Raw genomic sequence first — 23,178 nt, 5'->3', positions numbered from 1 at the left:
TCCGAATGTATCATTTGTAGGTTATCCAACACCTACTATTTCATACAAAAAACTAGAGTTCTTCCCCCGAAAATATAGTCAGAAGGCAGAAATCTAGCTAGGCTAAATATATTCTGCCTTCATAGTCAGACTGTTATAGGCAGTCTGGTAGAGACTCTCGGACCATATTACCAAGGATATATGAAGGTTATTCGTTAAAATTATTGATAGTCATCATGCATATGAATCCATGACTTCTCATTCAACTATTTTAACAACAGGTTATTTTAACGGTCAAGCGATTGTGGCTTTTATTAAATTTTCCCACAATTCCTTATTTCTCTTCCAAATGCCCTTTTCTTGCTTACCACTATATAGATAAGCCTCGTAACTTGCCGTTAGCTGACTCATCTGTTGATGCCCAAGCAAACGATCGACCTCTTTGGCAAAAGAATGTAAGGTTTGTCCTTGTTTCCTTTTCATCCCGAACCGTGAAAATTCATGTAGTAAAACAAGGTACGCTTTCTCAAAATCCCGATCATTATTACGATGTTTGTATGTCCAAATATAGAAGTAAGGTAGCCATTTACCCCGTTTGATATACGTTAGGTAACCGATGAAAGCAAGCACGATGATTATTAAAATAATCTTTTTCCAATGTTGTTGAACCGCTTCCTTTACCGAATCCCATAGCTTCGTCAAACTAAAAGTGCTTGACGCTGTTTCTGTTTGTTCAGTCGTTTCTGCTTCATCTGGACTCTCTTCTCTTTCCGGTGTTTCCGTTTCCTCCGCGTTATTAGGCGTTGTTTCTTCATCTAAATCAAACTCATATTCTACAGGATTACTAAAACCTGTTGTTGGCTCAAACGGAATCCATCCAACGCCAGGAAAATAAGCCTCCACCCATGAGTGAGCATTGTTATTCGTAATGTCATAAGTACCAACAGTTAATTCATTTCCGTTGGTTCTTTCACCTTCTGTAAACCCTTTAACCCATCTAGTCGGAATACCAGCAGAACGGGCTAGCACGATCATTGCTGTTGAAAAGTTATCACAATAACCTAACTTCGTATCAAACAAAAATTGGTCGACATAATCTTCATCTGGTCCTGGCACAGCCACATCTCTTTGTGAATAAACAAAACCCGATCGAGCAAAATAGCCTTCAATCTCACGAATTTGGTTAAACCAATTATCATGCCCTGCCACAATCTCTTCTGCCAATTCACGCACACGATCAGGGAGATCTTCGGGTAATTGCGTATACCTTTCATAAAACGCTGAATCTAAACCGTGATTATCATTATTAACTGTATTCAATGCATTCACGCTATAAGTGGGTTCATTAAAGATTACGTCATAAGTTGGCATGAGAGAATCCTCTGCATATCTAATTGAAAATTTCTCAAGCGCTTCATTCAATTCAAATGGGATGTTTTCACTTTGAAAACTTTTTATCCCTAATGGATAGACAATTTGAGGACGTGCTCTGTTCATTTGTACATTACTGACTCTTTCCTCAACAACGACATTTTCATTCTCTGAAAATGATTCCAAAGGCACTTCTTCTCCTGATGCAAAAAACTGGCTGCCACGATCTTCTTCTGAAAGCTCCCACCCCTTACCTGTATAGACATCTTTGGTCTCTACTTTCCAATAATGGGGATCTTCCGTTTTCGCAACAAACACAAGAGTATCATCAGGAACAAAAGAGCCACCTAATAAAGAATCATCCTCACCATAGCCAATTTTCCGCACCCCTCCAGCTTCTTCATTTCTACTATCTTCATTAAATGAAGTGATATAAGGAACAGGATCAGGCCAAATCGGATCTGCCTTCGGTGCAGCGAAAGCAATGAGAGAACTGATGAGCACCAATCCACTTAGAGGGATCATCCATTTGCTTAGTTTCGATGGTTTCGTCTCAATATCTTCCTTCTCTAGTTGACGATAGAAGGCGAGAATCCCCATCATTAAAAATCCACAAATTACGGTTCGAATAATTGCCATTTCTGCATTATATGGTGTGAATGTATCAAGAACAGTAATATAGACCAATGTCATGAAAAAGAAAATAAAAATTTGTCTCCGTTGGATGAGCCAATATTGAATAAGGTAAGACATCAACCATAAAAGAATGAAGAATAATAAAGTCCTAAACATGTCTGTTATAGCGGTCCATTGCGCTTGTAACATCGTCAAAAAGTTATCAAATAACTCTTGAATCATCATAGGAAACGAGCCAATCAGTCCATATTGATCAAGAAAATAAATATACATTAAACTGAAGAAAATAATTGCTCCATTAATGACAAAACGGATGACCCAATGCCATTTTAAAAAATCCATCGCAAGGGCAATACATAGGAAAAGTAAGAACACCCACACATTCCCTGTATCCGTTAATTGCTCTAACGGCCTAATCCACTCCCAAATAAGGAGAAAACCAAATAAATAAAGAACCAAAGTAGAAAATCTCTTCATCATCCGCTCCTCACCTCCGAGAATGCGGCAGAAAATTGACCTTCATGCACAATTTGTATACGTATTCCTCTTGAAGTAGCGGTGTCTTTTAAACGAATTTCCTCTTGTACTGCTTGCTCTTCCTTTCTTTTCACAAGAAAAATCGTCACACTTCCTTTTTGAGAATAAAAGCTCGCCTTTTCAATCAAACGTTTGTTTAGTTTGGCAGTAACAAGCAGTAGTTGATCATTTTGTTGGGCAAGACTTCTTTCTACGTCTAACACTTGTTCTAAAGGACGTTTACTATCCGCCTTCACTGTAGCTAGATGATAAAAGATTCGTTGTAGCTGCCCTTCACCACCAAGAATTGGGAACTCCACTCGATTTCTCCCCGCTGAAAGGAACCCTACCTGTGCCCCTTTTCGCAGTATTGCATATACAAGAGAAGCGGTAAAAGAAACGATTGCTTCAAAATACACTTCAGGAAAACGATCCATGAGAAGATATACATCATGAGATTTGCGCTGTTCAAATTCTTTAACCATCATTTCATTACGCTTGGCGGATGTTTTCCAGTTTATCCAAGAAAAACGATCACCTGGTTGATATTCACGGACGCCTGTAGCCATAGAAGTATCTCTCTGCACCCTTTCATCTGAAGCCGTCATTCCTTGATCAAATTGATGACTGAATGGTTGATAAACCATTTCTTCATAAGTAGGATACACAATCATGCGGTCTTCGAGTGACATGTTTACTTCACGTTCGATTAATCCAAGTGGATCACCTATTTTCAGCCGAACATATTGGAAAACGTGCTCTCCGCGAGGGATTTCCTTAAATGATTGCGAAACAACGATGTTTTTACGAAATCCAGGAAATAACAGATGTTTCTTCATCTGGAGCGAAGAAGTTATATGATCTTCGACGACAAGAAAAAATACCGGAAAAGTCGTATCCATATGAATAGAAAGACGTATCGATAGTGTATCTCCTGCACTCACTTCTTGACTGGAAAGTTCTCTCTTTACATGGATACGATGCAACGGATACATTGCCAGTGCAAATGCATATAAACCAAACGGTAAAAAGCTATAAAATAAGAACCAGCTGACAAATCCTCCTTGAAACATCGCATATGAAAAAGTAATGAGTAGTAAAAGGAACAATAACACTAACTTCCATACACCCTTTACTGCGAATAACCACCGCCTCATCCTATTTCACAGCCTTTTGCACTGGTACCGGTGTAACATCGATAATCTTCTCAATCACTTGTTCTGCTTTGACCCCTTCAAATTTTGCTTCTGACTTGAGAATTAAGCGATGACTAAAGACCGCACTTGCTAAATATTGCACATCATCAGGGCGGACATAATCTCTTCCATGCATAAACGCATAGCTTTGTGATGCTTTCATTAAAGCAATAGACCCCCTAGGGCTAACACCTAAATACACATGTTTATGGTTTCTTGTTTGCTCAGCCATATGAACAATATAGCTTTTAATGGAATGATCGACATACACCTCTTTCACTTTCGCCTGCATGTCTCTCAGCTGTTCTAACTCCATTACTGGCTGTATTTCTTCTATCGGGAGTGCACTTTGAACGCGACTTAATAATTCAATCTCTTCTGTTCCTTCAGGATAACCCATACGCATTTTTAACAGAAAACGGTCAAGCTGCGCTTCTGGGAGTGGGTAAGTTCCTTCATATTCAATCGGATTTTGTGTCGCCATAACAAAAAAAGGGCTACCTAATTGATGAGTCACTCCATCAATTGTTACACTCTTCTCCTCCATCCCTTCTAATAAGGCGGACTGTGTTTTAGGGGATGTCCGGTTGATTTCATCTGCTAATATAATCTGACCCATTATTGGACCCGGGCGGAATTCAAATGCCATTTCTTTCGGATTATAAATTGAAACGCCTGTCACATCCGATGGTAATAAATCAGGGGTAAATTGAATTCTTCTAAAGTTCGCACCTAGCGATTTTGCCAGCGCTCGAACCATCATCGTCTTACCCACACCAGGCACATCTTCAAGTAACACATGACCACCAGATAATAAGGCAACCAAGCTCAATTCTGCCACTTCTCTTTTACCGATCATTACTTTATCTATATTAATGAGCACTTGCTCGACAACCGGATTCATTTTATGATTCATTGACCATCCTCCTGATTTTTTAATAAAGGCCATTCTTCTCCTTACTTATACTTCTATTCGCTAAATCTTGCTAAATTCCTGTGAAATCTACCATTCTTCGCACAAATTCATCTTCTTTCTTCCTATGATTTAGGAAAAAAAAGAATAAAAATGAACAAACATTTATAATTCTTATTTTATATGATTTAACACTTAAGATAAATCATTCAGACTCGGTTAAGTTGGCTTATAAATGGTTATATAAATGTTCATCCCTTCACAGTTACGACTAATCCCCCCTTCCCACATATCTTATATAGTTATAACGCTATTAAAGGGAAGGAGATGTTTAATCTGTGCACAAATAATTAATCTATTTAACCATGATCTTAACGTAAATAAAGTGATAAAATATCCTTTTCTTAACAAGGTATCCATCCGTTTTCAACATAAATGAGCCATAAAAAAAACGACATTCGCTCGGGAATGTCGTTTTTTTATTAATAAGATATACCCGTACGATAATGGGTCTCCTCAAAAGAGGCTTGTTCCGGGTCAAAATAATCTTCGTTATAGGCTGCAACAAAGGTATCATTTTCTACATAACCAGAACCCCAAGTAGGATCCATTGTTAGCCATTCACCATCCACCTTCACTTCTACCCAAGCATGGCGGCCACCGAGTGCCCCCCTAGTAAAACCAGAACCAGCATTACCTTCAACAAACCTTGCTTCCATGTCACTCGCCCTCAGCAAAGCAATGGCTAAGTAGGCATAGTCTTGACAAACACCTTTTTTCGTTTCCAATGCCTTTAAGGCACTGTCATCCCAATGAAAGTCATCTGTATTATACTTCTCCACATCATAAGCGATATGTTCGGCCACATAATCATAAATCGCCTTTGCTTTCTCACGGTCGCCTTCCACCCCTTGAAGCAGTTCTTCTGCTAAACTATTAATCTTCGGATGGTCGGACTGAACTCCACGAGACGGTAACAAATCCCGGCGATCTTCACCGGTATTGTCCACCTGAAATTTAGCTACGCTATAAAAGCGAAAGGTATCACTATTTTCTTTCGTAATCTCAGGTACACTAACCGTAATATCATAAGTACCTGGACCAAACCTCAAATAAAAGGAATCGTCAAAGCGAAAATCCTGAACTGGAATCACATCTAATGCCGTATCCTCACCCTTTTTACTCGATACATAAAGGTGTGTTGTCTCACTCGCTAATTCAGCTTCAGGTTGAATCATTCCACTGATGGTATAATCCCCACTCGATTCATCTCCACTGTATGCAGGCGTTTCTAAAGTTACCCCTCGTTCATTATAAAGGCTAGAGTACTCGATTGGCTCCATCGTTTGCTGAGATGTATTATTCACCATGAGAGTCGTAGCCGTTTGATAATAATTCTCTCGGTCACCATCCGGTACCATGACTTCCACTTTATGCAAGCCTTCTCCATAAAAGAGAGGCACCTCATAATCGAATTGGTGCTCTTGATTAACGGCGAGGACATGATTCCAATTATCCGTTCCCTTCGACACGCGAAGCATTACTGTATCTTCCTCATCCAATCCTTCTGCCACACCTTTTAATGGGAAAACTTCTTCTGCTTCAAAGAAGCTTGTATCCAACCCTAACGAAAGTCCTACTTCTTGACCATATGGTGTATACGTCACATCTCTCTTCACATCCGGATTCACATTATGAACAGTAAACCGTGCTGTATCATAATAATAATTCTCCCGCTCATCATCGGGTAATTGTACCTTTATATGATACGTACCTTCGCCATTAAAAAACTGAATATCCTGCTTGATTTGACCCTCTTTTATAGGCGCATAATATTCATGCTCTCTTCCGGCAACCCCGTCTTCCTCTGCCGTCACACTAATCCAAGCATAACCAGACTTCAATCCTCGATAATCCTCAATGCTCCCCTCAATCGTCACCGTACCATTCGCCGCAAACTCCCGGTACTCCGGCGAATCAAACGTTGCACCAATTTCATCACTATACGTCGTTAATGTCAAAGGCTCTAGCTCTAACTCCTTATTCTTTTCTTCCACTAACTGTTCATACGGATCAACCTGCTTTTTCACTTCTTCGCTACTCACGGCTCCCTTATCATTACAGCCGATCAGCAACATACCTGCCATCACAAGTAATATAGGAAACAACGAAACTCGTTTTAACATGTTAACCTCCTTACGAACCCTAATTATCAAACATATCATTACAAAAATCAGTTCAATCATACTTACGATACAAAAGTTAAAAAGTTTCTCTATCCAATTACCCCTTTTTTCACACTTTTACCACTATATGAATAACAATAAAAGATTTTCCTTTGCTTTACAAAAGGAGAAAGGAGTAAATGTGGATTTTGGGGGTTGATTCTTGGAGGTAGATGGTTTGGGATTGGTAAATATCAATTGATAAGTTGGATATTGTCAGCTATTACCTTCGTTCAAAACACTTTACCCAAGGGAATGAAACTGGAAAACACTATGAACTTATTATTCAACACTAACACCCCTAGGTATTACAAAAAAAAGCATCGGAGAGAGTCTGCAGGGTTATTCTCTTATTAGTTAGCATGAGAGATTCCCTCCTTTGGCTTGGGTTTGGTCGAAGTCGAGTTAGTCTCAACATTATTGTGGGTTTCTTAGTAAAGGTAATATCTTTTTATTAAAATCTCGCTTAGCAATCTCTTCCCTATTATTTGCTAATGATTGTTTTATATTTTGATGATCGATAGAAAGTTTCTTTCCTCTCTCATCTAATTCAAAGGTAGCCATGGACTTCTTTAAGTTTGTTTCCACTGTTGGTAACCATGCCTTTATTAGGGCTCTAATTGTAGATTTATCTTTAGACGGAACACCTAGTCCCTTTGTGGATAACAATTGACTTAATTCTTTATAAGGACCTTTTAATGCTCGCTCTCCTATTCCGAATGTATACATTAAAGTGCCATACTTTCCAAATGCATCCTGTAATCTTACTAAGTAGTTAATATCAAAATATCCAGATCCCCTAGTTACTTTTCTTTGCATTTCCCCAATATTATAATAAATCTCTTTAATTTTCTCTGGTCTTTTTGCTGCTTCTTTATTATGTTCAATCATTTGATCCAATTGTTCTTTAAATTGGGGATTACTCTTAATAATCCTATCTCGATTTTTCTCTAAAAGTTGATACATTTTTTCATACGTACTCATACCTTTTTTCATTTGAGGACCTATTCCGTTAATCGTATTATGCATTAGCGTAAAAAGGAAGTCTCCAAGAAACCCGTACCCCTAGTGACCTCCCTTTGCATATTACCTAAATTCATCACAATCTCTCTAATTTTTTTCGGCCTTTCATCCCTTCTTTACTTTGCTGCATTATGGCATTAATAGTGAATTCCATTTGAGGGTTCTCATTGAGAATATGATCTTTGTTTGTCTTAAGGACTTCATACATATCTTTGTAAGGTTTCAGACTCTTTTTCATTTGATGGACCATCTCAGTCCTTGCATTATCAGCTTTTGTATTAAATAAAACCAAGCTGTATAAAGGTACCTTCGCTTTTTCTAATGAAGGAACATTCCCATTACTATCTAAAATTAAATAACCTTTTCACTTTATCGGTTATTCTTTGTGTATAGGAAGTGATGAAATAATATTCATCATTTTGTTTAAAAGCAAAAGTCCACATATCCCACTTTTCAAATAAACGTTTATAAGCTTTAATATTTTTTTTATGATTTTTAGTTAGTTTTACATTAATCACTGGTTATACCTCTTATCTAAATAGTGGTTCCCACCTTCGCAGCACTGCTTTATTCATACTAAGTATACACTAATTAATTTGGTATATTTTCATCATATAACTTATCAATTTCATCTAAAGTTTCATCTAGATTCTCATATGATAAATCAATTAATACATCATTCAACATGTTTATAGAAGCATGATGGCTCTTATAAAACTCTTTAACAGATGAAATCATTTTATCTACCTGTTCCTTGGTAAGTTTATTATTATTCTGTAATTCATAAATTGATTGCATAATCATGTCTTCTTCTTTAAATAATTTAGCTTTCCATTCATTTTCCAGACTAATAATTCCCATTATTTCTTCGTTAGACTTTGAAATTGCACTTATTTTTTCACCACTACTCCACTTAATCCATTTCAGAGTATCATTTACTGTCTTACTTAATTCATCATTAAGCTGGTTTTGGTTATTCACATTTACATAGCTACCATCTGCTGCCTTGGCGATGTCTTTCAGTTGCTGTTCATCTTTACTGGCTAAATCAAATCCAATGACATTAACCACCGGTGAGATTCCCGAATCTTTTAATTCTTTCGCAGCTGCTACCGGATCGCCATCACATGTTTCAATTCCGTCACTGACAATATAGACAACGTTTTTATGCTCTTCTCCAGAGTACTTTGATAGATCCTCTTTCGCTTCCTTAATCGACTGCGCTAGCGGTGTCCATCCTGCTGGTTCAAAAGAATTAAGCGCAGAGGATAATTCTGACTCATTATATGTTTGCGATTCATATACTAACTCATTGGCAGCACAAGACATTTTCTTATCTTCATCTGAACCCGACCCCTCATGGCCATACACTCTTAAACTTAAATTCACATCTTCCGGTAATGTGGATGCAAACTCCTCGATCGATTCTTTAGCTAAATCCATCCTTGTTTTAGAACCCATATAATTCGCCATACTTCCACTGGCGTCCAATACAATTTCTACATTATATTGTTCTTTAGATGCTAATTCTTCGGCTTCCTTAGGCTTGTTTAAACTGCTTTCTTCAATAGAAACTTTCGGGTCTTCGTATGGCATCTTAAATACTGAATACAAATAGTTTGTCAAGTTCTGTAATTCCTCATGACTTGCATCCTCTGGTAAAGCAGGAATATCTTTTAAGATCGCCTCTATCCGCTCATCAACAAACATGATATCCTCAACACCTAACACACCAATAGGATATTCAACAACTTCTTCAATACTTTTAGGCAGTTCTCTCACAACCAATTCTTCATTATCTACGTCTTCCACTGATTCATTTTCCTCGTCCGATTTTTGTTGCTCCTCTGCTACTTCCGCTCCTGCTTTCTTTTGGTCATCTTCTTTTTGATTACTCGCCTCTTTTTCTGCTGAACAGGCGGCCAAGAGAAAGAAAAGAACAAGGAGGTAGAGTGTGAATCGTTTTTTCATGATTGAATCCTCCAGATATATAATTAAAAAATGCAATCGAGTGATTTTTTGAGGTGCCTCACTCATTTATCATTACGGATATCGCTGTTTTTTGTGAATATAAACACCGAAAAGCAGCCTGTAAGACTGCTTTCCTCCATTATACTTATTTCTATTTAGCACTATCTTGGTAAATTGAACTCTACACTTTCACCTTTGAACATATCTTTACCGTCTTCTCCAACAAACGGGCCAAACTGTAAGTCAAATGATTCAAATAGCTCGAACTCATCTTTGTTCATTAAGAAAACATGATATTTTTCACTCTGCTCTCCAGCTTTTAATTCTTTAGGTTCTTCAGGTTCTACCATACCTTGAGCTCTAATATGTCCTCTATCTTTATCTAAATCGACTTTGGAGCTAATATTCCAAAGACTAATAGGAGCATCTGTTTGGTTGTCTAAATTCAATTTAACAGTAATAGCAACGATGCCTTTATCTCCAAAGTTTCTGAAGCGCTCTTTATTATCTGGTGTTGGCTCAATTTCTGTATATTGAACACCTGCTAAAGTCACTTTTACATCATCTAATTGTTTTGTTTCATTAATAGCTGTTTCTTCAAAAATCATTTCTTTATTCGCCATATTTGCAGTTGTTAACCTATCTGGATAAAATGATGTAGCGTTATTTAATTCCTCTTGCTGACCGCCGCTATAAGGGAAGTCGAAAACAGCTTGTTGTTTATTGCTACCTGAGAATTGATTATTATCGGCTGCTCCGCCTTCAATAATGAATTTAGGTTTTACAGAATCTAACGCTTTAAACTCATCATTAGTGAAAATAAAAGAAATCAAACCTGATACTTTCTCTCCAGGTGCGAATTTCCCTACTTCTGTCTCTTTTTCTGATTTCGGAAATTCTTCTCGGACAAAAGTTTTATTAATATCATTAGTTATGTAATCAAACTCACTTCCGAACTGCACTCTATATATATTATTATAATAAATACCTTTATCTGTCGTATTATCAATGGTTACTTTGGCTGTCATTACATAGCCTTCTGTTTGATCTTTAAATGGTATAGTATAATCGGCGCTAACATCTGTCACCTTTACAATTTGGTACTCATCTACACTTACTTTAAATCCATCTAAATCATTTATAAATTGAGGATCTTTGTTCGTGAACACCACTTCAACATTACCTTGGGATTCTTCTTCAATATTAGGATTAAGCATGCCGTCATTACCATTTGAAGATTCCTCTTTTTTTTCTTCTTCCACTTCTGGTTCCGTTGTTGTTTCTTCTGCTTTAACTTCTTTTGTTTCTTCCTTAGGTGTGCTATTCGTTTCTTTTGCATTTCCACATGCCGCCATTAGCATAACGGAAGAAATAAGCGTAATCAAAAAAAGTCTTTTCTGTTTCATTCACTCACGACCTTATTCTGTTTATTAAAATATTCGCTTTCTGTATGGTCCTTGTGTTAGTTAGAAACACCATAAAAGTAGACCCCAACATACATTCCATTAATAAGTCTACTTTAAGAAGCTTCTTTTAACTTCATAAACTACTACTTTCTTCTTTTCTAATGGTATTTAAATGATTTTTACGCATAAACGGCAAAGCAATGGCCACTACCGCTGCAGCAATTGGAAAGCGATCACTTGATAATAACCATTCAAAAAGTGAAATGGGAACGAAGAGGATGTAGACAAATAACATAATAAATAAATAGATTCTTCTCCATTTACGTTCTTTCTGCGACATTATATCCCTCCTTTTTCTGTCTCCCGCCAACTATTAAAAATGTTTGTCAGAAAAATCACTTGAAGTGGTAATAAAAACATGAGTAGTACGATTTTTAAAGCTAAAGTTGTGAAATACACGTCAGTATACAGAGATAATAAATAAATCATGATATTCTCGAATACCAATTGAATAATACTTAATATAAAAATAACGAAAATCGCTTTGAAAAAATGAGCTTTAATAAATCCAACTGATTTTTTCAAAGCGGTTCTTAATTTTCCATTCTCCGCTAAGAAAAAAGGAACAAAATAAAATAATACAAGGACAACTAGACCAGGAATCACATATAATAAGCCACCGATAAAAATGCAAATAGAGTACAAGCAAGCAAACAAATAAATAGGTAATGCTTTTTCTATCGCGAACGAAATCGCTTGCTTGAGGGGATGATCAGCATCCTCACTTTCTAAAAGCGTATACTTAATGAATGGCAACTGAGCAATCGTAAGAAAAACAATCATGAAAATCCCATTAGCCACATCCCCAATCAAACCGGGATATTCAGCAAACCTTGTCTCGGCATAAATATAATTAACAATTATCGCATGCAAAAATAACAAGGGGACATATGTCAAAACTGACAACAACATTAACTTTAAAAAGTCTTGTATATATAAAGAGAAGGAGCTTGATAGAATACTTTTCATAGAGTCCTCCTGGTTATTTTGGGTTTCTTAAGACGGGGACTATTTTGTTTTCGAAATCCCTTTTACCTATGTCTTCTCTGTTTTTTGATAAAGACTGCTTTATATTTCTTTCATCTATTTGTAGCTTATTTCCTCTCTCGTCTAATTCGAATGTAGCAATCGATTTCCTTAATGTATCATTTGTTTTTAACCAGTCATTTAAAAGTGTTTGCAATGTATTTTTATCTTTCTTTGAAGAAAAGATAGTTTCATTAGACATTACTTTTTTTAACTCTTCATAATCCCTTTCTAATGAAATTTCATTTTTAGCTATGGTATACATCATCGCACTATATTTCCCATATTCATCTTCAAAACTGTCCATAAATGGGATATCAAAATAACCGATATTTCTTGTTACTTCTCTTTGCATATAGCCTAAATTGTAAATAATTTCTTTTATTCTCTTAGGTCGTTCAATTACTTTTTCATTATGTTCTACAATTCTATTAATCACTTGTACCATATGAGGATATTCAGACAATAATTTTTCTTGATTATCTAATAATATACGGTTCATTTCCTTATAGGTTAGGGGTTCTTTCTTTGCTTGAATGGCCATCCCTCTACCAGCGTTGTTCGCCATCGTATTAAAAAGTAACAAATAATAAGCAGGTAGTTTTGCTTCTTCTAAGGACAATACTTCCCCAGCTTTATCCATAATTAGATAACCACTAACTTTATTATTTAATTTTGCATAATCCACTATAAAATAATGTTGACCTTTATAAAAGAAAGCAAATTTCCACATATCCCATTTCTCAAATAGCCTTTTGTGCCTTTTTATATTCTTTATTTGTTCAGGTGTTGGATTAACATTTATCATACATATACCTCATTTAACTAAATACAGATTTAAAGAACCCTGTAACAGACTCTTTAGCTTTATTGAACTTATCTTTAACATTTGAGATAATTTCTTTTCTATTCCTATATAATTTTTGACCTAAACTAGCAATTGATAATACCCCACCAACCACTACCATCCCAGCAGCTATTGGTTGAGCACCGGGTATCATAGCAACTGCTGGCGCAAGTCCAGTAATGATTTCTCCTGTATTACCAACAAGGTCCCATGCAGCATTTGTTTTCTCTTCTGAAGTACTTGCTGAGTTTAACTTCCCAACATTATCAACTGTATCTTTAATAGCAAAAGGTAATGTAACTGCGGACACAACAGCATTTGCAGGTGTGAAAGTTTTTGTAGCATTATATAAATCATCAACGCTGGCAATATCAATTATGTCACTAGAGGATCTTATCATTTCGATATTTCTAAATTCATTAACTGTTTTTAAATTATCATAAACTTCCTTCCCCTTCAGCCCAACATCCGCTACATCATAAGCAGCATCAATTGTCGGGTCACCTTTGGCGAAAGTTTTGAATCCTGCTAGAACAAGATTGGAACGACTGGATGCATAATTGCTAAAGCCAGCTGTATCACCAGCACGAACCATTTCATCAGCAAAGTTAACTGTATTACCGATGACGTCATTTGTAACAAACTTTATACCGTCATAAGCCTTTGGATCTTCAAACTCAAAAAACGACTGATTATCAGATACTGTATTATTATACCTATCTAATGTATCCAGTGTCGGATTTTGATAGTCTGGGCTATATGGTGGTTGTGGATTGCCTGCAATGGGTCCTCCGGGTAAGTTTGAAGGATCATTTGGATTGTTTGGGTTATTTGGGTTATTTGGATTGTTTGGGTCATTAGAAGTGTTATTATTGCTATTATCGGAATTTAAATTTTGTTCCCATGGTGCATGTTCCCAAACCGGTGAGGTATTCCAATACGGCGTTACCCATTCAGATTGATTTTGCCATAATTGTTCATTCCACTCTGGTGAAGTTTCCCATCGAGATTGTTCCCACTCGGGCGGTGTCTCCCATTCGGGAGGGGTTTCCCATTCTGGTGGTGTCTCCCATTGAGGTCCACTCCAAGTTGGCGCATTATTCCAAGTCCCCCATGCATGTGCAACACTGGCATAACTACCTATATTCATAAACATGATAACAAATATGGATAATAGTGCAATGAGGACACGGTATGACCTTCTCATTGACAACACCTCCTAATCTTTTTTATTAATAACTAATATTCAGTCCCCATGCGAACGAATCGAATAATTCGAAAGATGGCCCCTGTCCTGTTTGTCTCACATGCCGTTGGTTATCAGAAAAGTATTCATCATACTTAAAGGCTTCGTACTTAGTAGCTGTCTTCACTTCAATTCTTTGGTTTTCGTTTAACCAGATTTCTGTTTCTGATACTTGGCCACCATTTCTTTGAATATTCGTACTTACTTCACTATAAATCTCACTTTCCGCATTACTTAATGATGAAGCAATGAACATTCTTAAAACATGGCTATCTGGTTTATTTAACTCACGCTTAATTATTTTATTGATTGCTTGATGTTTCTTTTCAGATTCTTTTAAGTAGTTGGGAAGTGTAGGAAGGAGCTCTTCTATTTGCTTTGATAATAATTCAGGTTCCTCTAGCTCTGGTGGTTCATAATCTTCATTATCTTCGTTTTCCTCTGCTTCCTCTTTGGCTTCCTCTTCCGCTTCTTTAAATTGATCTTCTAAATACTCATCATAATCTTCTATCGATAAAGCAAGATGCTTCGTTATAATACCTGAAGCAACAATGCTTGCCTGCTCAGCATTATTGGACGCATGTTCTTTTTCAATAAACACATTGGCAAAGCTTAGGATTAAAAGAAACATTAAAAAGAACACACTAAACAATCCAATGATAAATAGCATTGTGTTTCCTTTTTCATTCTTTAAATATTTCATTTACTCCATCACCCTGCCACTTATTTCTCTCGTAAAGGAAACCTTCGGAATATATCCCGCTATGCTATCTGGGATAAAAACCAAATCTAGGTTCACATGCATCCTTAAAGTGAAATGATTGTTACCGTTATTCATCGGATCGAGATCCATTATCTGTATGTTACCTCCGGCTTTATTAACAAGATTTCTTGCAGAACTGGTTGCATCAGTTATATCCTCAGTGACTGCATATGTCTTTGCTGCTTCATTCAATGCAGATTGGGCAATAATTGCCGCATAACCCGCAACCAAAAACTGCCACAAAATCATCATAATCAAGAAAACAAGGGGCACCATTGCTAAGAACTCGATTGTCGCTGAACCATCTTCATTATTGATTTTTTTCTTCATTTGATGCCCCTCCTTTTTAGTTTGAGACATTTTTTTCATAAAGTTTATCAATTTCATCTAAAGTTTCTTTTAAGTTTTCTTTTGATAAATCCATTAAGACTGTTTTTAGTTCTTCTATAGACTCATTATGTTTCTTATAAAATTCTTCTACTTTAGAGACAATTTTTTGGGATTGGTCATCGGAAATTTTGTCATCATTCTTCAGACTATATACCGATTGTTTAGTTAGATTTTTTTCTTTACGTAGTTTATTTTTCCATTTATTATTGACACTAATGATTTCCAGTATTTCTTTGTTTTTCGTACTAATAGCACTTAACGTTTCACTGTTCTTCCATCCAATCCACTTCAGAGTATCATTTACTGTTTTACCTAATTCATCATTGAGTTGATTTTGATTGTTTACATTCACATAACTACCATCTGCTGCCTTGGCGATTTCTTTCAGTTGCTGTTCATCTTTACTGGCTAAATCAAATCCAATGACATTAACCACTGGTGAGATTCCCGAATCTTTTAATTCTTTCGCAGCTGCTACCGGATCGCCATCACATGTTTCAATTCCGTCACTGACAATATAGACAACGTTTTTATGCTCTTCTCCAGAGTACTTTGATAGGTCCTCTTTCGCTTCCTTAATAGATTGAGCTAATGGTGTCCACCCTGCTGGATCAAAGGAATCAAGTGCGTTGGACAGTTCAGACTCATTATATGTTTTTGACTCATATACTAACTCATTGGCGGCACAGGACATTTTCTTATCTTCATCTGAGCCCGATCCTTCATGGCCATACACTCTTAAACTTAAATTCACATCTTCCGGTAATGTGGATGCAAACTCCTCGATTGATTCTTTAGCTAAATCCATCCTTGTTTTAGAACCCATATAATTCGCCATACTTCCACTGGCGTCCAATACAATTTCTACATTATATTGTTCTTTAGATGCTAATTCTTCGGCTTCCTCAGGCTTGTTTAAACTGCTTTCTTCAATAGAAACTTTCGGGTCTTCGTATGGCATCTTAAATACTGAATACAAATAGTTCGTCAGCTTCTGTAATTCCTCATCATTTGCATCCTCTGGTAAAGCAGGAATATCATTAAGTACCGCTTCTACATTCCTATCACCGAACATTGTATCTTCAGAACCTAGTATGCCAATAGGATATTCAATAATTTCTTCTATATTTTTTGGCAGTTCTTTTGCAACTAATTCTTCATTGATGGCTTCCTCAGCTATTTCATTTTCTTCAGAAGCTTTCTGTAATGTTTCTTGAGTTTCAGCATCTGTCTGTTCCTTTTGATTTTGGGTTTGCTGTGGTGTATCATTACTTTTCCCTTCATCAGACGAACAAGCTACAACCATTACGGAAAATAGTAGAAGCAGACAAATATAAACTGTTTTTTTCACATTAAAGCCTCCAACCATTGTTATAGTTAAATTAGCTACCTATGCTTTCTAGCATATCACTTATTTTAGTAACAATTGTCTCTGCCAAACCACTTCCTTGACCATCCATAGCCGTCGCAACCGCAAACATTAAAGCAACGATTACTGCCGCTAATCCTACCCATTCAATTGTTGATACTCCGTCTTCGTTATTAACTGCCTTTTGTGTTCTCGCATACAGAGCCTGCATTTTCCCGTTTACTTTTTCAATAAAATTTTTCATTTGTTTTTCCTCCTAAATAATTGGTTTTATTACTTCTAATTTTTTTGATGGCGTGAGCTAACCTTCAGTTAGAAATAATCACCCCTTTCAAAGATTTATATTTTATTAACTAAAGATATTCATAATACTGTTCTCACCATAGATCATGTTGAGAATCACTAATCCAATAATCAGCAACATAATCAGTGGAGCGATAATGAATGATGTGATTAAAGTGACTTTTGGAGATGCTTTAGCTGCTTTTTCTTTTACCTGTTCTAAGCTTATTTTCCTAATATCCTCAGCTTGTGCTTTAAAAGTCGAAGCCATCGGAACACCTAATCTCGTTGCTTGAATAAGTGATTTAATTAAAGATTGAAAGTCTTCATTTTCATTTCTATCTAATAATCCAGCATAAGCTTTTTCTCGAGGAACACCCAGATCGATTTCTTGAAGGAATTGGGCAAATTCTTCTCTTATTGGACCATCAAAATATTTAATTACCTCTTTGATGGCACTATCTAAATTCGATCCTGCTTGTAAGCTAATACTTACCGTATCTAAAAAGTCTGGTAAGTCCTTTCTTAATAGATCCTGTCTTTTTTTACCTAATGACCTCACCCAAATAATGGGTATAAAAAAACCTAAAATTGGTAAAGTAACAAAAGCAATATTTGCTAGGGGGAACCCCATAATTACCATAAAGAAACCAAGTAAAAGTCCCAATAAAATAAACACGATTTTAAATCCTTGAAATCTCTTCACACTTAATTCATAAGGGTTACCTGATCTTTTTAATAGCTTATCTACCTCTTCAGATTCACTATAAAAATTAATCCTCTCTCCTAATGTGGAGAAGTCATCAGCATATCTGGCGAGAAATTGAATGATTTTTTCCAATCTGCCTTTCTTGCCAGCTACAAGTACGGAAGAGGTAACTGCTATTTCTTGTAAATGAGCTTTCAAGTATTGCTTTTGTTTAGAATACTGATATAAACTAGCTAATCCGAGAGCGAGAGATAGCCAACATAATATAACGGCGAATAATATGAAAGAATCCATAACGCTACACCTTTATGTTGGTAACAGCTCTTACAAGTAATAGCGCGATTACCATCCCTATAATAAAAATAATCATTAATATAGCTCCTGGAACAGTGAATAACAATTCCATAAATCCATCCATAATATTGTTTAACATGAACAACAAGAAGATGGGCAGAGCAGGTAAGATATACGAAACAAACCTTTGTTCAGCGGTAGCTGTTGAAATTGTTTGTCTGAGTACCTTCCTCTCCTCAAGCGTGTGAGCCATTTCATATAAAACTTGTGTTAAGTTACCCCCTGCTCTTTTTTGAATTAATAGAGCAGAGATAAATAGTTTATACTCTCTCGTAGGTACTCGAACTTCTAATTCTTTTAACGCTCGCTCGAAATCGACACCTAATCTCATATTTTGGGTCAATGATTTAAATTCGTCTTTAGCAGGAGAACTCACTTCACTCGCTACGATTTCAAGCCCTTGGACAATTGTCATGCCAGATTTCGTTGCGTTCCCGAGAATTCGGCATACCTCAGACAATTGATTGTTTAACTTCTCTATGTATTTATTCTTCCTTATTAAGAATAAAATCCAATAAGCCCCTGCACAGAGCACAACCGCAATGATTAAGCTTAAGATAAGCGGTACACTAAAGAAGCCGAATAACATGATGGTGACAGTAAAGGCGATAAATAATAGAATGGCAAAAAATTCAGAAGGTAGAATAGATATATTGGATTTTACTAACTTTTGCTTAAAGTTATCGGCAAAATCAGTTTTATCAAACCTATCACCCAATTTTGCAATAAAGCTGTTACGTTCTTCTTTTTCTTGAAATTCCTTTGCTTGCTTTTTAATAATTTCTTTCTTATCACTACGATAACCTAAGTAATTATAAACACCCCATATAAAGAGCAATGTTGCTAATCCAAAAAGTATGGCTGCCTCCATAGTTACTCCACCTCCTATCCTTTAAAAATTTCTTCATCTAGCTCTATTCCATACATCTTAATTTTTTCTAAACATTTAGGTATTTTTCCTGTTGGTTCAAACGAACCTTCAACCTGACCATTTTCCTTTAGCCCTTTACGTCTATAGGTGAATATTTCATCAATATTGATTTCACCTGATTCACTACGATAAACTTCACAAATAGAAACGATTTTTCTTGTTCCATCTGTTAATCGTGTACTTTGAACGATAATATCTAATGCGCCCACAATATACTCTCTAACAATATGTGATGGTAAATCCATACCCGCCATGACAACCATTCCCTCGACCCTTCTCAGTGCATCAAATGGGGTATTGGCGTGTACTGTTGTAATCGACCCTTCGTGACCCGTGTTCATCGCTTGCAGCATATCAAATGCTTCAGAGCCACGAACCTCACCGACGATGATGCGATCAGGCCTCATCCGTAATGAGTTTTTCACCAAATGTCTAATAGAGATTTCGCCCTCGCCCTCCATATTTTCAGGGCGGGCTTCCAATCCCACGACATTTGGTTTATCTAAGCGAAGCTCAGCGGAGTCTTCAATCGTAATTATTCGTTCACCTACAGGAATAGAATCGCCAAGAACATTTAATAATGTTGTCTTACCGCTACCTGTTCCTCCTGAAATAAGCACGTTCATTTTTGCCCTTACAATCGCATCTAAAAAACGAGACATATTTTCATTTAGTGATTCAAAGTTTAATAGATCTTGAATGCGGAATGGTTCTTTGCGAAACTTTCGAATGGAAACGACAGATCCTCCTAAACTGATTGGAGGTATTACTGCATTCACCCTACTTCCATCGGGTAACCTGGCATCAACCATCGGCGAACTGTCGTCAATTCTTCTGCCAAGTGGAGCTACAATACGGTCAATGACATGTCTAACATGGCTTTCATCTCTGAATGAGATGGGCGAAAGTTGCAACTTTCCATATTGCTCAATATAGATTTCATTAAAGTTATTGATAAGAATCTCCGTAATACTTGGATCATTTAATAATGGTTCGAGGGGACCATAGCCAATGGACTCATCTATAATCCTTGTAATCAGTAATTCTTTATCATGCCTCGGAAGAATGATTTTTTCCTCACTCATAAATTGACTGATAAGTTGTTCAATTCTGAGTCTCATTTCCCCTTGTGGCAAGCTGGTTAACAGTTCAAGATTCGTTTCTTTTAATATGCGCGTTTTGTAATGCTCTACAAGCTCTGAAATGTATTGATTTTGAACTGACGACCTTTTTATCGTTCGATTTCGATTATTATTTTCTGTTTTTTTATCAAACAAAGACATCAATCATCAATCCTTAAATTATATTATTCTAACATTTGGTTAACCCATTTCTTCACGCTCTTAGTAAATGGTATCAACTTCTTTTCGACAGCTTCTTTTCTAAATGGTTCACCTTTATTGATATGTGTTTGAACCCCTTTAATGTCTCTTGGTATCTTAAATGCTATAGGGTAAGAAATAATATCTTTTAAATCATTTGGCTTTATTTCATTTTCTCTCCCGACTTCATTTAATAACAATTCCATACGATCCTGTGTTTCGATACCAAGCCTTACAAAAAGATTTTCAACTTGTTTTAACATATTAATAGATGGTGCATCCAAATTCATCACATAATAGATTTTATCTGACTCTTCCAATGCAATATATGTCTGTTCATTCACATATGTAGGAAGATCGACAATGACAAAATCATAGCTCCTTCTACAGGTCCTCAATAATTTAGAAATAAAATCAGAAGGAAGACTTTCACTTACCTCAGCATCTTTAGGGCTTAATAACACTTCAAGCTTTGAGTATTTTTCCTTTTCTGATACGTTTCTAATATGGGTTTCCGCTAATTCGCTAATAACTGGTTGAAGATCTGCAAGCGACCTGTTCGATTCAATCGAAAGATAAGTTTCCGTACCACCGTACTGCAAATTTAAATCGATTAAAATCACTTGTGCAGTGGATTCTAATTTTAATGTTTGTGCAAAAGAACTCGATAGTATCGTGCGGCCACTTCCACCTTTACCACTATAAAACGAGAGAATCTTTCCTCTTCCCCGTTTAAAAGATTGATTAGCTGAAGCTGTTTCTTCCAACTGCTCTCTTTTTTGAATAGCCAGTTGTATAATGCTGTCCATTCTGCCATAAAGCATGGTATTTTCATCCGGTAAAACAAAATAATCAGTAATTCCTGCTCTTGTTATATCCCTTAATGTGTCAAAGTCTCTTGAGAAGGAGATATAAACAATTGGGAGTATATGATTATAAGTGTGGATATATTCAATCGTATCCACTGTTGATTCTGAAGAGGATTCGATTAGAAAGATTAAATCTGGAGATAATCGATCCAATTCTGACCTTATATCAGAATAATTAAGTGTATCTATTTTGTTATATTCATTAAATAACCCCATAATATTAGTAAGCGATTCATCACTATCACTCACTATCAGGATATTGATTTGTTCAGCCATCATGACCACCTCATTTTTGACATACCTTATAATCAGTCTTTTTTATCTGACTTTTCTTCTTTCTTCTCTTCTTTTTCTTTAGGTTCTTCTTTCTTCTCTTCTTTAGCAGGAGCTTCGTCTACCTTCTCCTCTTTCTCTACAGAAGCCGCTTCTTTTGCCTCACCATCGACTTCTTGCACTTCCTCTTCTAAACCAACATTTGCCTTTAGTACTCTCATACTATCAGCGTAATTTTGCATATGTATAATTTCTGGCGCAGCTTCAAAAGGGACTTCCACGACAATTCCTGAAAACTTTTTATCACTTTGTAAGATACGAGCAACCTTTACATCCTTCTTAAAGCTTTCAGTAACTGGATTACCGTCAAACTTGTGTGAAACAATAATGTCCACTCGATCAAGTGCCTCTAACTGTGTATCAAAGCTTACATTTTCAGTCTGCGTTATCATCACGAGACGACTATTCTCATCAGTAGCTGTTGATACAGGTTTAATCATTGGTTGTGTAATCACTTCATCTTCCTTTAATGGTACGACTAAAACTTTGTTAATTAGATCTTCAACATTTAATACATACGATTCATTTACATACCTATTAGGTATTTCAATGGCTTTCACTTGCTCTGGTTTAATAACTGTTCTAGAAGGAATATCATCTGCTGCTACATAAACTTCCGTCATCCCACCAAGATCAGCATTAAGTTCGCTCACTTTTTGAAGGACGAAAAAACCAGCTGCCACTGCTAATAATAATGAAATAGATATAAAGATTATGGCTCTTCTCTTCGATTCCAACATTCTGCTTCTTCTCTCCCACATCATTCATATTTTTCTATATTTAAGTAAAATTTGGTAAATAATTTACTACTTTTTACCTCGTTTAAAAAATTTTAAACCTGATAATTTGAAGTTTTTTCTTTTTTCCTGCTATATATTTACTAACATGAGTAGAAATTTCCGTCAAATCCACTTTTGTCCATGTCGAAATTTGTCTGTGATTTTCGTACTAGTTTTCTCTCAAATTCGAGATTTTTTATGTGATTTTGGAAGGATGTCAGTACAGGAGCAGAGAAATAATTCTAATTACTTTATTGCAAATAATTGAGGAATATATATTTTTATGGTCTTTTAGACTCAATTTGTAAGCAAAGTGGGTAACAACCTAAAATATACTCATATAAGTGTTGGAAATTTCTCTGAAAAATTCCCCTCGGGGTATCGAGAGTAATTTTTCACTCCATGTGATTTATTTTCTTTAAAAGTATAATAAAAAGTTAAATAACAATTGTTTATTAGGTAAAATTTTATATTTATTTCCTTTTTATACCTTATAGTCATTTTATCAATATAGTATCATCCCATTTCAAACGACATAGATACAAAAAATGCTAACCTAGGACAAAGTAATTAAACACAAGATAAATAGTTGACAAGAATCGACATTTTTTCCATACAAAAAGAGATGTAGTTAATTACTACACCTCTCTTAACCCGAATAT

The 23,178-nt window shown here is 36.0% G+C and carries 20 protein-coding genes and 1 riboswitch; all 20 genes read right to left on the bottom strand.

Going from position 1 to position 23,178, the window contains the following annotated elements; translation table 11 throughout:
* Window positions 1-102: 102 nt before the first annotated feature.
* A riboswitch (purine riboswitch) is annotated at window positions 103-204 on the bottom strand.
* Window positions 205-273: 69 nt separating this feature from the next.
* The 20 genes from LG276_RS03080 to LG276_RS02985 all read right to left on the bottom strand — a co-directional run bounded on the left by LG276_RS03080 (window position 274) and on the right by LG276_RS02985 (window position 22,477).
* Window positions 274-2,466, bottom strand: a complete 2,193-nt coding sequence (locus LG276_RS03080; protein WP_224939192.1) for a transglutaminaseTgpA domain-containing protein — start codon at window positions 2,464-2,466, stop codon at window positions 274-276.
* Entirely contained in the window at window positions 2,463-3,659 is a 1,197-nt protein-coding gene (locus LG276_RS03075; protein ID WP_251163561.1) for a DUF58 domain-containing protein, read from the bottom strand. Before LG276_RS03075 ends, LG276_RS03080 begins: the two co-directional genes overlap by 4 nt.
* A gap of 1 nt (window position 3,660) precedes the next feature.
* A complete protein-coding gene (locus LG276_RS03070) occupies window positions 3,661-4,614 on the bottom strand; it encodes a MoxR family ATPase (RefSeq protein WP_224939194.1) in 954 nt (317 codons plus the stop codon).
* 479 nt (window positions 4,615-5,093) lie between these two features.
* On the bottom strand, window positions 5,094-6,797 hold the full coding sequence (locus LG276_RS03065) for a transglutaminase-like domain-containing protein (RefSeq protein ID WP_251163560.1): 1,704 nt from the start codon (window positions 6,795-6,797) through the stop codon (window positions 5,094-5,096).
* A gap of 456 nt (window positions 6,798-7,253) precedes the next feature.
* Window positions 7,254-7,832, bottom strand: a complete 579-nt coding sequence (locus LG276_RS03060) for a hypothetical protein (protein ID WP_251163559.1) — start codon at window positions 7,830-7,832, stop codon at window positions 7,254-7,256.
* A gap of 618 nt (window positions 7,833-8,450) precedes the next feature.
* Complete coding sequence (locus LG276_RS03055; protein WP_251163557.1) at window positions 8,451-9,830, bottom strand: VWA domain-containing protein; 1,380 nt, start codon at window positions 9,828-9,830, stop codon at window positions 8,451-8,453.
* 161 nt (window positions 9,831-9,991) lie between these two features.
* The gene (locus LG276_RS03050) at window positions 9,992-11,236 is read right to left on the bottom strand and encodes a DUF5068 domain-containing protein (protein WP_251163556.1); all 1,245 of its coding nucleotides are present in this window, start codon (window positions 11,234-11,236) and stop codon (window positions 9,992-9,994) included.
* 133 nt (window positions 11,237-11,369) lie between these two features.
* A complete protein-coding gene (locus tag LG276_RS03045) occupies window positions 11,370-11,576 on the bottom strand; it encodes a hypothetical protein (protein ID WP_251163555.1) in 207 nt (68 codons plus the stop codon).
* The gene (locus LG276_RS03040; RefSeq protein ID WP_251163554.1) at window positions 11,576-12,265 is read right to left on the bottom strand and encodes a hypothetical protein; all 690 of its coding nucleotides are present in this window, start codon (window positions 12,263-12,265) and stop codon (window positions 11,576-11,578) included. Before LG276_RS03040 ends, LG276_RS03045 begins: the two co-directional genes overlap by 1 nt.
* A gap of 13 nt (window positions 12,266-12,278) precedes the next feature.
* Window positions 12,279-13,130: a hypothetical protein gene (locus LG276_RS03035; RefSeq protein ID WP_251163553.1), complete on the bottom strand. Its 852-nt coding sequence runs from the start codon at window positions 13,128-13,130 to the stop codon at window positions 12,279-12,281.
* Window positions 13,131-13,143: 13 nt separating this feature from the next.
* Window positions 13,144-14,376, bottom strand: coding sequence for a hypothetical protein (locus tag LG276_RS03030; RefSeq protein ID WP_251163552.1), 1,233 nt, complete (start codon window positions 14,374-14,376; stop codon window positions 13,144-13,146).
* Window positions 14,377-14,401: 25 nt separating this feature from the next.
* Window positions 14,402-15,118, bottom strand: a complete 717-nt coding sequence (locus tag LG276_RS03025) for a hypothetical protein (RefSeq protein ID WP_251163551.1) — start codon at window positions 15,116-15,118, stop codon at window positions 14,402-14,404.
* On the bottom strand, window positions 15,119-15,508 hold the full coding sequence (locus LG276_RS03020; protein ID WP_251163550.1) for a TadE/TadG family type IV pilus assembly protein: 390 nt from the start codon (window positions 15,506-15,508) through the stop codon (window positions 15,119-15,121).
* A 16-nt stretch (window positions 15,509-15,524) separates the two neighbouring features.
* Window positions 15,525-16,919: a VWA domain-containing protein gene (locus LG276_RS03015; protein WP_251163549.1), complete on the bottom strand. Its 1,395-nt coding sequence runs from the start codon at window positions 16,917-16,919 to the stop codon at window positions 15,525-15,527.
* A 31-nt stretch (window positions 16,920-16,950) separates the two neighbouring features.
* Window positions 16,951-17,181 carry a hypothetical protein gene (locus tag LG276_RS03010; RefSeq protein ID WP_251163548.1) on the bottom strand — a complete coding sequence of 77 codons (231 nt, stop codon included), beginning with the start codon at window positions 17,179-17,181 and terminating at the stop codon, window positions 16,951-16,953.
* Window positions 17,182-17,286: 105 nt separating this feature from the next.
* On the bottom strand, window positions 17,287-18,222 hold the full coding sequence (locus tag LG276_RS03005; RefSeq protein WP_251163547.1) for a type II secretion system F family protein: 936 nt from the start codon (window positions 18,220-18,222) through the stop codon (window positions 17,287-17,289).
* Between the two features lie 4 nt (window positions 18,223-18,226).
* A complete protein-coding gene (locus LG276_RS03000; RefSeq protein WP_251163546.1) occupies window positions 18,227-19,153 on the bottom strand; it encodes a type II secretion system F family protein in 927 nt (308 codons plus the stop codon).
* Window positions 19,154-19,167: 14 nt separating this feature from the next.
* The gene (locus LG276_RS02995) at window positions 19,168-20,496 is read right to left on the bottom strand and encodes a CpaF family protein (protein ID WP_251163545.1); all 1,329 of its coding nucleotides are present in this window, start codon (window positions 20,494-20,496) and stop codon (window positions 19,168-19,170) included.
* A 23-nt stretch (window positions 20,497-20,519) separates the two neighbouring features.
* Complete coding sequence (locus LG276_RS02990) at window positions 20,520-21,680, bottom strand: AAA family ATPase (RefSeq protein ID WP_251163544.1); 1,161 nt, start codon at window positions 21,678-21,680, stop codon at window positions 20,520-20,522.
* Between the two features lie 32 nt (window positions 21,681-21,712).
* Entirely contained in the window at window positions 21,713-22,477 is a 765-nt protein-coding gene (locus tag LG276_RS02985) for a Flp pilus assembly protein CpaB (RefSeq protein ID WP_251163543.1), read from the bottom strand.
* Between the last annotated feature and the right edge of the window lie 701 nt (window positions 22,478-23,178).

Origin of the sequence: Cytobacillus kochii (assembly GCF_044790165.1) — a bacterium.
Lineage (GTDB): Bacteria > Bacillota > Bacilli > Bacillales > Cytobacillaceae > Cytobacillus > Cytobacillus kochii.
Note: the sequence above shows the minus strand (reverse complement) of the source record. Positions and strands in the feature narration are given on the sequence as shown.